Below are 12,146 nucleotides of genomic sequence, written 5' to 3'. Positions count from 1 at the left end.
CAATTAAACTTGGATTTGATTTAACTGCATTGGCAATATTAACACTTAGATCATTTTTAGTAAGCATTCTTCCTTCATCTTCATGAAAAATTATCATTCCCTCTTTATCATAAACCGCAGCATAAGAGCTTTGAGACTTACCCATTACAAGTACATCTTTTGCAAAAGTATGGAGGTTATAATCTCCACCAACTACAGCCAAAAGTTTACCATTTACATATATTGGAGCAGTGTAAGAAATGGTTATAGAATCATCTTCTATACTCTTATAAGGATCAGACACCACAAGTTTACCTGCAGCAGTTGCTTCTTTGTACCATGATCTTGATCTTGCATCAAATCCTGTCTCAGGACTTCTAACAACTTCATTAGACTGATATAATTTACCATCATCGTTAAATCCAAGATAAACTACATTAAAACCAGCAGCATCTTTTACCGTCCCTAAGATGTCAAATAATTCTGAAGAGGATACTCTAGGGTTTTTTTCTACGAATTTAACGATAGACTGTATAGCGTCTCTTTTTGCGCTAGAGTATATGTTGTACGCTGAGTTAACATCAAACATTGTCTTTTTTTGGATTTCTTCTAGATAATGTCTAGTGTTTTCCTTAGAATTGAAATAATTGATCACGTTAACTACGATCAATATAATAGCTATTAAAAAACAAGCTACCATGGTCAGTTTATTCGATAAACTGTTGACTTTGAACATTTGTGCTCTCCTTAGTTTAATTATTGCTGTATTTTACTGCTGATAAAATTAGAAAAAAATAAAATCCCACTGATATGAGATAAAAAATAATACAAGATATTTTTTATTTAAATTTAAGTTTTTTTCTGTATAATTTCGACTTATCATTATTTTAAGCGGGAATAGCTCAGGGGTAGAGCACAACCTTGCCAAGGTTGGGGTCGCGAGTTCGAATCTCGTTTCCCGCTCCATTTATCACCCGCCCGGGTGGTGGAATTGGTAGACACAAGGGACTTAAAATCCCTCGGAATTTTTCTTCCGTGCCGGTTCAAGTCCGGCCTCGGGCACCACTTTTTGGTAACTCAAGGCGACATAGCCAAGCGGTAAGGCATGGGCCTGCAAAGCCTTGATCTCCGGTTCGAATCCGGATGTCGCCTCCAATGCGATGTTAATACTTGATATACTTTATACTGTTACTCGGGAGATGGCTGAGTGGTCGAAAGCGGCGGTCTTGAAAACCGTTGAGGGTCACACCTCCAGGGGTTCGAATCCCTTTCTCCCGGCCACTTTTAAACTTTACTTGCCTAATTTATAGTTTATCATTTAATTTAATACCAAGGTTTCTTATAAAATAAAGCGCTTTTTTAATCTAATCTTTTTATCGCTGTGTTAAGTTGGTGTATATAAAATGGGCATTGAAGTATATTTTTTCTATCAATGCTCATGTTTTTTAAGTGTATCGTTTTTAAGATATTTTTAGAATAGTTGGGGTTTTGCTGATCGATCTTATGTGTTTTTTTGGTGTGATGTATTGTATGATAGCTGAAAATGGCGTATTATCGCAATGTGGTAGGGGTTGTTTTTGGTTTTTTATGTATTTGTTTTGTAGGTGTCGCTTCTTTTGCAAATTTCATTAGATAGGCATTAAAAAATTTTGCTTATATGGTTTGGATATGGTGGCGTAGAGATTGTCCACAGGGATATTAGAAACCATATTACAAAAGAAAACGAATAGTGCTAATTTTAGCACTACTGCAGTATAGCACCACTGCTTGCGTTGGTAACAAGCTTTTGATACATTTTAAGCCATCTTGAATGAACCTGTTTGCAAGGCATTTTGAAAGTTGCTTTGCGTTTAGCGATTTCATCTTGGGTTAAATTTGCATGAATGCTATAAGTGTCTACATCAATTTCTATTTCATCGCCATCTTCTAAAAGCGCTATAAGTCCTCCTTCTGCAGCTTCTGGTGAGATGTGTCCTATACTAAGTCCTCTTGTAGCACCACTAAAACGCCCATCGGTAATGAGCGCAACTTTAGCGCCAAGTCCCATGCCAGTGAGTAAAGAAGTTGGGCTAAGCATTTCTTGCATACCAGGGCCGCCTTTTGGTCCTTCATAACGTATTACACATACATCACCTTCTTTAACTTTGCCCTTTATAATACCCTTAATTGCTTCTTCTTGAGAGTTAAAGCAAACCGCTTTGCCCTTGAATTTGCGTTCACCCATAATACCTGCTGTTTTTATCACACAACCTTGCTCGGCTAAATTTCCAAAAAGTATAGCAAGCCCACCTACATTAGAATAAGCATTGTTGATTTTTCTTATAATGTTTTCATCTTTAATGCTAGCATTTTCAATACGTTCTTTTAATGTTTTTCCGTTGATATCTAATGTATCAAGTTCTAAAATATGTCCAGGCTTTTTGGCTATTTCTGCCATGACCGCACTTACCCCACCTGCTTTGTGGATATCTTCCATGTAAACAGTATTTAAAGATGGGGCGATTTTAGCTATATGGGCCACATTGGCACTAATGTGGTTGAGTTCTTTTATGTCTAATTCAACACCTGCTTCATAAGCAATGGCAAGCATATGTAAGATGGTATTGGAGCTTCCACCCATTGCCATATCTACGACTAGGGCATTGTTGATAGATTTTTTGGTGATAATATTGCGAATTTTAAAACGCTCATCTAGGGCGATTTCGCAAATTCTACGCGCAGCCTTTCTTAAAAGTTCTTCTCTTTCTTTGCTAAGTGCTAAAATCGTTCCATTACCTTCTAGTGCTATACCCATAGCTTCACACAAGGTATTCATAGAATTAGCAGTAAACATACCCGAGCAAGATCCACCACTTGGACAAGCTTTACATTCTATGTCTTTTAGATCATCTTCATCGATTTTATTTGCCTCATAAGCTCCCACTGCTTCAAAAACCGAGCTAAGGCTGATTTTTTCTCCATGTTTGTTTATGCCCGCTTTCATAGGACCACCACTCACAAAAATGGTTGGTACATTTACCCTTAAAGCTCCCATGAGCATACCTGGAGTGATTTTATCGCAATTTGGGATACAAATTAACGCATCAAGTTGATGAGCATTCATTACCGTTTCAATAGAATTTGCAATGATTTCACGACTTGGTAGAGAATAAAGCATGCCATCATGCCCCATAGCTATACCATCATCTACGCCTATGGTGTTAAATTCAAAAGGAATACAACCATTTTTACGAATTTCATCTTTAATGATCTTTGCGTATTCGTTTAAGAAAAAATGTCCCGGAATGATATCTATATAGCTATTTGCAACACCTATAAAAGGTTTGTCAAAATCCTCATCGTTTAAGCCACATGCTCTAAGCAAAGAGCGATTAGGCGCTTTTAGATGTCCTTTTTTGATCGCATCACTTCTCATTTGTATCCTTTTTTAAAGTAAAAACTATCATTTTATGCTTTTATTTTGCAATTTTTGCTTAAATTTTGTCAACTTAAAAGGTATTTTAAAGAAAATTATTTAAAATGTGCAATTATTTTGATTTAAGGAATGTAATGCTTTTAACTAATCCGGTTTTTGTAGGCGTTGTATTGATGACGCTTTTGTGTTTTTTTAGATTCAATGTTTTGCTTAGTGTTTTACTTTCAGGGCTTTTTGTAGGTGTTTGGTCTAAATTTATGCATATGGAGCATTTGAGTTTAGTGGAATTTTTTACTCAACTTCCACAAGCGATGATGGATTCTATGAAAGTTTTAATCGATGGCATGCAAGGAAATTTGCAAACAGCGCTAAGTTATATTTTGCTTGGAGCAGTAGCAGCGGCTATATCTAAAACTAATCTTACTGCTTATTTGATCAAGATAGTTTCGCATTATATTTCACACAAAAAATACTTGCTTATACTTTCTTTGGCGTTGATTGCCTGTTTTTCACAAAATTTAGTTCCTATTCATGTGGCTTTTGTGCCTTTGTTGATACCACCTTTATTAAAGCTTTTTAATAAACTAAAAATAGACCGTAGAGCCATAGCTTGTGCTTTAACCTTTGGTCTTACCACACCTTATATGGTAGTGCCTTTAGGGTTTGGACTTATTTTCCAAACCCTGCTTGTAGATAATCTAAACTCTAATGGAGTGCAAATTAGCTTAGGAGAAGTTTCTCAAACAATGGCTTTTGCGGCAATTTGTATGTTAGTTGGCTTGTTTTTGGCTGTATTTGTATTTTATGCTAAACCAAGAGAGTATCAAGAAGAACAAATTGCAAAAATGGATTTTGAAAATTTAAAAATGAGTAAAAAAGAATGGGGTGTTTTGGCGGGTCTTGGTTTGACTTTGATTTTGCAAATTCTAACTCATAATCTACCTTTATCAGGACTTTTGGGTTTTGTTTTGATGGTGATTTTAGGCGGAGTAGAGTATAACAAGGTTAATCTTGTCTTTGATGATGGACTTAAGATTATGGGTTATATCGCCTTTGTGATGTTGGTTGCTTCGGGATATGGAGAGGTTTTAAAGCAAAGCGGTGGCATAGCCGAGCTTGTAAAAACAAGTGTGCCATTTATGGAGCAAAGCCACTTTTTGGCTATTTTTATTATGTTGGCGATTGGACTTTTGATCACCATAGGTATAGGAAGTTCGTTTGGGACTATTCCTATCATTGCTGCTTTGTTTTGTCCTATATGTTTAGAGCTTGGCTTTTCTCCAGCGGCGATTATTTTTATCATCGGTGTTGCTGGAGCTTTAGGCGATGCAGGATCGCCTGCTAGTGAAACAACTTTAGGAGTGAGTGTGGGGCTTAGCGCGGATAAACAAGGCGATCATATCAAAGATACTTGTATACCAACCTTTGTATGTTTTAACGGTTCTTTGCTGATTTTGGGTAGCATTATAGCTTTTTGCTTGCTTTAACTAGCTAAAAGCCTTTTTAGGCTTTTAGCATATGTTTCCATTTTTCATATTCGCTAAAATAATTCAAGTTGATAAATTCTTCTTCGTTTTCAAAGTTAATCAATTCTGCCTTCATCTGCGAACAAAAAAGAGCTAGTTTGTGGTTGTTCTCTTGTGCAAACTGCAAGCTTTGTTTAAGCACTCTAGTGTGGTAAAAACCACATAAATAATGCTTGTGTTCTTTTGTACTTGCAAGAAGTATGTTTTGTGATTTTAGTTGATGAAAAAGCGTATAGATACTTTTTTGGCTTATATTGGGAGTATCTACACTTAGGATAAACACATAAGTATTTTGAAAATGTTTCAATATAGAATTTAAAGCTACAAGTGGAGAGTAAATATCAGGATTATCATCTAAAATGAGTGCGAGGTTTTGTTGGTGAAATTTATCTTCTTTTGTACTAATAAAAACATGAGTAAAAATTTCTAGCATTTTTTCATACTGATAAAGAGTTAGATTACGATCATCTACTTGTAGTAAGCTTTTGTCTTCTCCCATGCGTGAAGATTTTCCACCACACAAGATCACGCAAGGATAAGGAATTTTTTCATTCATAAAAAACCTCTATAAATTCATCAAAATATTTTATAATACATTTATGAAATATACAGATTTAATACAAATAAAAGATTATTTTCAGCAGTTTCAAAGGGTAAATTACCTCAAACGCCTTGATGATAATATCTTAGAGCTTAGCTTAGATCATCGTGTTTTTATTATTGATTTAAGTCGTGGCAAAAGTGGAATTTATCAAGACAAAATTCAAGCAAAAACCTACAATGCTCCTTTTGACTTTATGTTAAAGAAGTATTTTTCTAATGCCAAAATACTAAATTTAAAAGTGCTAGAAAATAACCGAATTTTGCTTTTTGAAGTTTTATCAGAAAAATCCTATAAAGCTTATGGAGCAAGGATATATTTTGAATTTACAGGAAAAAATACCAATGCCATCATTACCGATACTAGTGATGTTATTATAGAAGCTTTACGCCACATAGACAAAAGCTACCGCATTGTGAAGATCGGTGAAAAACTCCAGCCTTTAAAAGCTTATGAAATCAAAGAAGAAATGATCAAAATCAATGATTTTGCTAGTTATTTTCAAGAACTTGCTAAGCAACTACAACAAAATCGCTTAAAAGACATCAAAGAAAACAAACTTCTTAATATCGATAAAAAAATTCTAAATCTTAAAGAAAGTATAGAAAATTTAGAACAAGAAGATACTTTGCTTGAAAAAGCACAAAATTTAAGTCAAAAAGCAGATGTTTTGTTTGCGAATTTAAATTCTTTAAAAGACTACCAAAGAGACTTTACTTTGCATGGTTTTAACGCAGAAGAGTTGGTTTTCAAACTCGAAGATACACCTAAAAACAGTGCTAATGAATTTTATAAAATTGCTAAAAAATTAAAACAAAAAGCTAAAAATATCAACATAGAAAGAGAAATTCTAAGCGAAAAGCTTGATTTTTTGATCAATCTTAAAGATTTGATTGTTAAAAGCACATCATTGCGTGAGTTAGAAGTGCTAATGCCTAAAAAAACTAAAAAAACTAAAAAAGAAGAACTTAACGCAGGAGTGAGTAGTTTTTACTTTGATGAGTTTAAAATCAGTGTAGGTCGCAATGAAAAAGCCAACGAATACTTGCTTAAAATGGCAAAAAAAGATGATGTTTGGTTTCACGTGAAAGATTATCCTAGTGCGCATGTGATCATCACTTCAAATAAATTAAAAATAAGTCAATTAGTGCTAGAATTTGCCGCAAAGCTTTGCGTGGAATTTTCTAAATTAAGCCCTGGGGTTTATTTGGTCGATTATACAAGCAAGAATTTTGTTAAAATGAGAGAAAAGGCTTTTGTAAATTATACAAATTATAAGACTATAAGCATTTTAAAGGAGTAAATATGCCTATAAGTCCCATAGGTGGCATTCATTTTGCCAACCAAAATGCACCGGTACATTCAGTGCAAGCTAGTAACGAATTAGCCAAGGATTCTTTTGCAAATGTGGTAAACATGAGCGAGTTTCAAGCCAAAGAAAAAACCATAGAAAAGCTTGAAAAAGTAGGCGAAAGCCATGAAGTGAGTGATGAGATCAAAGAAAGACAAGAAGAAGAGAAAAAACACTCCAAGCAAAGACAAAAAGAAGAAGAGCAAGAGGAAGAAGAACAAGAGGAGAATTCTCAAAAAAGCAGCCATTTGCTTGATCTAAGTATATAAAAAGGAAGATGATGTTTTCAAAGACAAGAATTTTAAGTGCAGCTGTTATGATAGCTGCCATAGTTATTATAGCCTTGGTCGATAATTTTTTTATCAATTTTGCTATTTTTGGTGTTTTGCTATTTTTGGCATTTAACGAAGCTAAAGCAATGTTTAAAAGCAAATACGCAAGCGTTTTTGTTGCCTTGTGTATTTTCATTATAGGGGCATTTTTAGACAAGCCATTTTTTATAGGTGTGATAGCATTGATCTTGATTTTAGGTTATTTAGTCTATAAAAAAAGTGAAAATCTTAACGAGTTAATGCCGTATATTTATCCAACATTACCTATTTTAATGTTATATCAAGTGCTTACTTATGAGGGTATGTTTGTATTGTTTTGGCTTATAGTGATTGTGGTTGCTTGTGATAGTGGAGCATATTTTATAGGTAAGCTTATAGGGGAAAGACCTTTCTCTCCAACTAGTCCAAACAAAACCTTAGAAGGGGTTATAGGTGGTTTAGTTTGCGCAGGGATTGCTGGCACTATAGTAGGAACTTTTGAATTTAGTGTGATTAAGAGCATTTATATTTCTTTAATCGTTGCAGTTTTTGCAGTGATTGGGGATTTGCTTGAGAGCTATTTTAAAAGACAAGCAGATATAAAAGATAGTGGTAGTTTAATCCCTGGTCATGGCGGAGTTTTAGATAGAATTGATGCGATAATCATCGCAGCATTTGCAATGGCAACCTTGGTATGATCGTTTTAGGAAGCACCGGAAGTATAGGGGTTAACACTCTTTTTATCGCAAAAGAAAAAAATATACCCATAGAAGCTTTATCATGCGGTAAAAACATCAAGCTTTTAAACGAACAAATCGCCATTTTTAAGCCTAAATTTGTGTGTATACAAGATGAAAAAGACAAAGCTTTGGTTGATCATGATAAAGTTTTTTGCACTCAAGAGGGCTTAAAAGATATGATAGCAGAGTGCAAAAGCTCTTTGGTGGTTAATGCCATAGTAGGTTTTGCGGGGCTAAACTCAAGTCTTATGGCGCAAAAACTTGGGAAAACTCTTGCCTTAGCTAACAAAGAAAGTCTAGTCGTAGCGGGAAAATTTTTCGACACTTCTAAGATCAAAGCCATAGACAGTGAGCATGCGGCATTAAAATGCTTGATAGAAAAAAGAAAAGACATCAAAAAGCTTTTCATCACCGCAAGCGGGGGTGCTTTTTATAAGCATAAAGTTAAAGACTTAAAAAATGTCAGCGTAAAAGAAGCACTCAAGCACCCCAACTGGTCCATGGGTGCTAAGATCACCATAGATAGTGCTAGCATGTGCAACAAGCTATTTGAAATCATCGAAGCTTATCATCTTTATGGGGTTAAAAATATAGACGCTTTGATAGAAAGAAAATCTCTAGTGCATGCTTTGTGTGAATTTAAAGATGGTGGCATAAGTGCGTATTTCTCCCATGCAAATATGCGTTTGTCTATTGCTCAAGCTATTTTAGACAGACAAGATCAATGCTTTATCGAAAGTTTGGATCTTTTGACTATGCCGAGTTTAAAATTTGAAAAAATTAGTTTAAAAAAATATCCTATATTTTCACTGAAAGATGATTTACTAAAAGAGCCTGATTTGGGTGTGATTATCAACAGTGCAAATGAGTATATGGTTTATCGATTTTTAGCCCAAAAAGCACAGTTTTTAGATATCGCTAAAGGAATTTTTAAAGCATTGGAGCATTTTGGTGTGCCAAAGATTAGTCAGATTGAAGATGTTTTCGAATGCGACAAACAAGTAAGGCTTTTTTTAGAAAAGGAAATGCAGTGAGACTTTTTTTAGGTGTTTTGGTTTTTATAAATGTGGTTTTTGCTTTAGAATTTAGTGTCAAAGAAAACGGCAAAAGCTTAGATGATAACAATACAGTTTTAATCCTTGGTGGCATACAAGGAGATGAGCCAGGTGGTTTTCATGCTGCTAGTTTGCTTTTGAGTGATTATAACATCACTAAGGGTAAAATCATCGTTGCGCCAAATCTAGCTTTTGAAAGTATCATCGCTAGAAATAGAGGAAATTTTGGAGATCTCAATAGAAAATTTGCCCATATAGATGAAAGCGATCCGGATTTTCATACTATCGAGCGTATTAAAAAGCTTATTTTAGATCCTGAAGTAAATATGGTTGTTAATCTACACGATGGAAGTGGATTTTATAGACCACACTATGAAAGCAAAGACAAAAACCCAAATCGCTGGGGCAATACTAGCATTATCGATCAAAGCGAAGTTAATTCTACAAAATACGCAGACTTAGAAAGCATAGCTAAAGAAGCAGTAGAAAACATCAACAAGGCTTTGGTAAAAGAAGAGCACCAGTATCATTTAAAAAACACCAAAACCCAAGAAAGCAACGACAAAGAAATGCTAAAAGCTTTGACTTATTTTGTAGTGTCAAATCACAAAGCAGCTTTTGCAAACGAAGCAAGCAAAAACCTACCAACCCACTTAAGAGTGTATTATCATCTTTTGGCGGTGGAGTATTATCTAAAAAAAGCAAACATAGAATTTAGCAGAACCTTTGATCTTACGCCAAATGGAGTTTATAGAGCTATTGAAAAGCCTTTAGAGGTAAGACTGTTTAATGATAAAATTTTGCTTTATCTTGATCAGCCCGCAAACACCATCTCTTATATGCCTTTTCCTGTCAATCAAAGTCTAAACTACGAAGCAAGCAACGAGATCACAGCCGTGATACCCCGCACGAATTTCTTTTCAGTAAATTATGGCAACCGCTTACAAACGAGAATTTACCCCGAGTATTTTGAATTTTCAAATGCCCTAGATACTGTTGAATTAATCGTAGATGGCAAAAATATACAAACTAATTTCGCACAAAAAATCACAGTAAAAGAGAGTTTTGAAGTCCCGCCTATCGTAGGTGTGAGGGTTAATGTTATAGGTTTTGATAAGGGTATGGATGAAAGCGGTATAAAGATCAGTAAAAATCAAATGCAAAGCCGCTATTCTTTAGACAAAAAACGCAAGATCTACAGAGTAGAGTTTTATGAGTTAAAAAATGCCAATTTAGAAGATCAAATTCTAGCTAGAACTCATGCTTCAAAAGAAATCAAAGACGCAAAAATACCTGTAAATGCCATAGAAAAAGCAAAACAAAAAGACAAATTTATTGGTATGATCTTGGTGGAATTTCAATGAAAAATTTAATCCTTGCCATAGAAAGCTCATGTGATGATAGTTCTATCGCTATCATCAACAAAGAAAGCTTAGAATGTGTTTTTCACACCAAAATTTCTCAAGAAAATGAGCACAGTCCTTATGGTGGAGTGGTGCCTGAGCTTGCTGCAAGACTACATAGTGAAGCTTTGCCTAAAATTCTTCAAAAATGCCAACCTTATTTTGATAGGCTTTGTGCCATAGCAGTGACAAATGAACCAGGTCTTAGTGTGAGTTTGGTTGGTGGGGTGGCTATGGCTAAAATGCTTGCCATTAGTTTGAATTTGCCTCTTATTGCGATCAATCATCTAAAAGGCCATATTTACTCTATGTTTTTAGACAAAAAAGCAAATTTTAATATGGGGGTTTTGCTGGTTAGTGGTGGTCATACTATGGTGCTTTTTATCGATGAGCAAGGAGAGATCACAGAACTAGCTAGAACCAATGATGATAGTTTTGGCGAAAGCTTTGATAAAGTAGCCAAGATGATGGGTTTGGGTTATCCAGGTGGAGTTATCATCGAAAATTTGGCTAAGCAGTGTCAAGAAAGCGACATAGAATTTAGCATACCGCTGCTACATTCTAAAGACTTAGCTTATAGTTTTTCAGGGCTTAAAAACCAAGTGCGTTTAGAAATTTTAAAAGAAGAACTCACCCCACAACGCCAAAGTAAAATCGCTTTTGCTTTTCAAAAAGCAGCCATAGCACACATCATGAATAAGCTAGAAAAAATTTTCAAAAAATACTCTTTCAAACGCTTTGGTATAGTAGGTGGTGCAAGTGCTAACCTAAGCTTACGAAGCCAAATAGAACATTTATGCCAAAACCACCAATGCGAGCTTTTACTCGCACCGCTTGAATTTTGCTCTGACAATGCCTTGATGATAGCAAGAGCAGCTTGTGAGGCTTATGAACGCAAAGACTTTGTAGACATTCAAGCTGATCTGATAAGCCCTAAAGTGAAGCATTTACAAGGCAAGTTATGAAAAAGGCTTTTACTGTTATAGAACTTGTGTTTGTTGTGATTATACTAGGAGTGTTGGCTGCTATTGCGTTACCTAAGTTTAGCACGAGCAAAGATGAAGCAGGTGCTACTCAAGCCCTAGGCAACCTAAAAACTCTCATCAGTGATGTAAGCACATATGTTTTAAAAAATGAAAATCTCTCTAGTATGGCATTAATGAGCCATGTAAATAACATTCAAAACGATGATCTATCAAACCTACACAATGCTTCTAAAGAGCTTGATTTTAGCGTGGGTAATGAAAAGCAGTGTTTTAAAGTGCTTTTTGTGGACAAAGAAAGCATTTTGCTTTTGGCTTTGGTATCTAATGATACTCAAAAAAACAAAGCACAAAACATAGCAGAGCTAAAAAGTCAGTCTTTAAAAGATCCTCAAAATGAAAGCATAAAAACCCAGCTTAACGACGCTTTGATCGCATTTAGCCAAAGCAAGATCACAAGCACATCAAAGTCAAAAATGTGTCAAAATTTACTACATTCTAAGGCTTTTGAAGACCTTGCGAGCAAGGTTTATTTTTTAAGTGATTAGTTTTAGTTTATAAATTTTTTATTATTAAACTTATTTTAAACATCAGCAAATTATAATTACGCCTTTTGTTACATTTCATTTATATTAGGAGTAAACATGACTTGTTTCACGGGGGGGGGGAATCGATAATTCCCAAATCAAACATTCTTTAAATTCATCAAACCAACTCTCATTTTTTACGAAAAAAACCTTTCTTTCTTTAGCAACTATATCTTTTTTAGCTAGCTATGCTAA

11 protein-coding genes and 4 tRNA genes are annotated in these 12,146 nt (G+C 34.9%); 12 read left to right on the top strand and 3 right to left on the bottom strand.

The annotated features are described in order from the left end of the window. Window positions 1–715, bottom strand: a 715-nt coding sequence (locus CKA54_RS07385; protein WP_253254860.1) for a cache domain-containing protein, incomplete at its 3' end; no start/stop codon positions are given. A gap of 155 nt (window positions 716–870) precedes the next feature. Here CKA54_RS07385 and CKA54_RS07380 point away from each other — a divergent pair. From CKA54_RS07380 to CKA54_RS07365, 4 genes are all read left to right on the top strand, one after another. After that, a tRNA-Gly gene (locus CKA54_RS07380) sits at window positions 871–945 on the top strand. 10 nt (window positions 946–955) lie between these two features. Next, window positions 956–1,044, top strand: a tRNA-Leu gene (locus CKA54_RS07375). A 16-nt stretch (window positions 1,045–1,060) separates the two neighbouring features. Continuing rightward, window positions 1,061–1,134 (top strand) — tRNA-Cys (locus CKA54_RS07370). Window positions 1,135–1,172: 38 nt separating this feature from the next. After that, a tRNA-Ser gene (locus CKA54_RS07365) sits at window positions 1,173–1,260 on the top strand. Window positions 1,261–1,723: 463 nt separating this feature from the next. Here CKA54_RS07365 and ilvD read toward each other — a convergent pair. Further along, complete coding sequence (ilvD, locus tag CKA54_RS07360; RefSeq protein WP_120760912.1) at window positions 1,724–3,394, bottom strand: dihydroxy-acid dehydratase; 1,671 nt, start codon at window positions 3,392–3,394, stop codon at window positions 1,724–1,726. 104 nt (window positions 3,395–3,498) lie between these two features. Between ilvD and CKA54_RS07355 the strand changes: the two genes are divergently transcribed. Continuing rightward, complete coding sequence (locus tag CKA54_RS07355; RefSeq protein ID WP_172586684.1) at window positions 3,499–4,881, top strand: Na+/H+ antiporter NhaC family protein; 1,383 nt, start codon at window positions 3,499–3,501, stop codon at window positions 4,879–4,881. Between the two features lie 16 nt (window positions 4,882–4,897). Here CKA54_RS07355 and CKA54_RS07350 read toward each other — a convergent pair whose 3' ends face one another. Continuing rightward, entirely contained in the window at window positions 4,898–5,476 is a 579-nt protein-coding gene (locus CKA54_RS07350) for a molybdenum cofactor guanylyltransferase (RefSeq protein ID WP_120760910.1), read from the bottom strand. Window positions 5,477–5,519: 43 nt separating this feature from the next. Between CKA54_RS07350 and CKA54_RS07345 the strand changes: the two genes are divergently transcribed. The 7 genes from CKA54_RS07345 to CKA54_RS07315 are packed head-to-tail and all read left to right on the top strand — an operon-like array spanning window position 5,520 to window position 11,912. Then, entirely contained in the window at window positions 5,520–6,824 is a 1,305-nt protein-coding gene (locus CKA54_RS07345) for an NFACT RNA binding domain-containing protein (RefSeq protein WP_120760909.1), read from the top strand. Between the two features lie 2 nt (window positions 6,825–6,826). Next, the gene (locus CKA54_RS07340) at window positions 6,827–7,141 is read left to right on the top strand and encodes a hypothetical protein (RefSeq protein ID WP_120760908.1); all 315 of its coding nucleotides are present in this window, start codon (window positions 6,827–6,829) and stop codon (window positions 7,139–7,141) included. 11 nt (window positions 7,142–7,152) lie between these two features. Next, entirely contained in the window at window positions 7,153–7,881 is a 729-nt protein-coding gene (locus CKA54_RS07335) for a phosphatidate cytidylyltransferase (RefSeq protein ID WP_120760907.1), read from the top strand. Then, entirely contained in the window at window positions 7,878–8,957 is a 1,080-nt protein-coding gene (gene dxr / locus CKA54_RS07330; RefSeq protein ID WP_120760906.1) for a 1-deoxy-D-xylulose-5-phosphate reductoisomerase, read from the top strand. Before CKA54_RS07335 ends, dxr begins: the two co-directional genes overlap by 4 nt. Then, window positions 8,954–10,342 (top strand): M99 family carboxypeptidase catalytic domain-containing protein, encoded by a 1,389-nt coding sequence (locus CKA54_RS07325; protein WP_120760905.1) that lies wholly within the window; start codon window positions 8,954–8,956, stop codon window positions 10,340–10,342. The genes dxr and CKA54_RS07325 overlap by 4 nt, the downstream gene beginning before the upstream one ends. Further along, window positions 10,339–11,346 (top strand): tRNA (adenosine(37)-N6)-threonylcarbamoyltransferase complex transferase subunit TsaD, encoded by a 1,008-nt coding sequence (tsaD, locus tag CKA54_RS07320; RefSeq protein ID WP_120760904.1) that lies wholly within the window; start codon window positions 10,339–10,341, stop codon window positions 11,344–11,346. Before CKA54_RS07325 ends, tsaD begins: the two co-directional genes overlap by 4 nt. After that, entirely contained in the window at window positions 11,343–11,912 is a 570-nt protein-coding gene (locus CKA54_RS07315) for a type II secretion system protein (RefSeq protein ID WP_120760903.1), read from the top strand. The genes tsaD and CKA54_RS07315 overlap by 4 nt, the downstream gene beginning before the upstream one ends. Window positions 11,913–12,146 lie beyond the last annotated feature (234 nt).

The organism is Campylobacter sp. P255 (genome assembly GCF_003627915.1).
In the GTDB taxonomy this organism is placed as follows: Bacteria; Campylobacterota; Campylobacteria; order Campylobacterales; family Campylobacteraceae; genus Campylobacter_D.
This window is presented reverse-complemented; position numbering and strand designations above follow the sequence as displayed.

Bases quoted from the DNA above. Each gene is read 5' to 3' on its own strand.
- ilvD (WP_120760912.1), bottom strand. From the start codon at position 3,394: ATGAGAAGTGATGCGATCAAAAAAGGACATCTAAAAGCGCCTAATCGC.
- CKA54_RS07355 (WP_172586684.1), top strand. From the start codon at position 3,499: ATGTGCAATTATTTTGATTTAAGGAATGTAATGCTTTTAACTAATCCG.
- CKA54_RS07350 (WP_120760910.1), bottom strand. From the start codon at position 5,476: ATGAATGAAAAAATTCCTTATCCTTGCGTGATCTTGTGTGGTGGAAAA.
- CKA54_RS07345 (WP_120760909.1), top strand. From the start codon at position 5,520: ATGAAATATACAGATTTAATACAAATAAAAGATTATTTTCAGCAGTTT.
- CKA54_RS07340 (WP_120760908.1), top strand. From the start codon at position 6,827: ATGCCTATAAGTCCCATAGGTGGCATTCATTTTGCCAACCAAAATGCA.
- CKA54_RS07335 (WP_120760907.1), top strand. From the start codon at position 7,153: ATGTTTTCAAAGACAAGAATTTTAAGTGCAGCTGTTATGATAGCTGCC.
- dxr (WP_120760906.1), top strand. From the start codon at position 7,878: ATGATCGTTTTAGGAAGCACCGGAAGTATAGGGGTTAACACTCTTTTT.
- tsaD (WP_120760904.1), top strand. From the start codon at position 10,339: ATGAAAAATTTAATCCTTGCCATAGAAAGCTCATGTGATGATAGTTCT.
- CKA54_RS07315 (WP_120760903.1), top strand. From the start codon at position 11,343: ATGAAAAAGGCTTTTACTGTTATAGAACTTGTGTTTGTTGTGATTATA.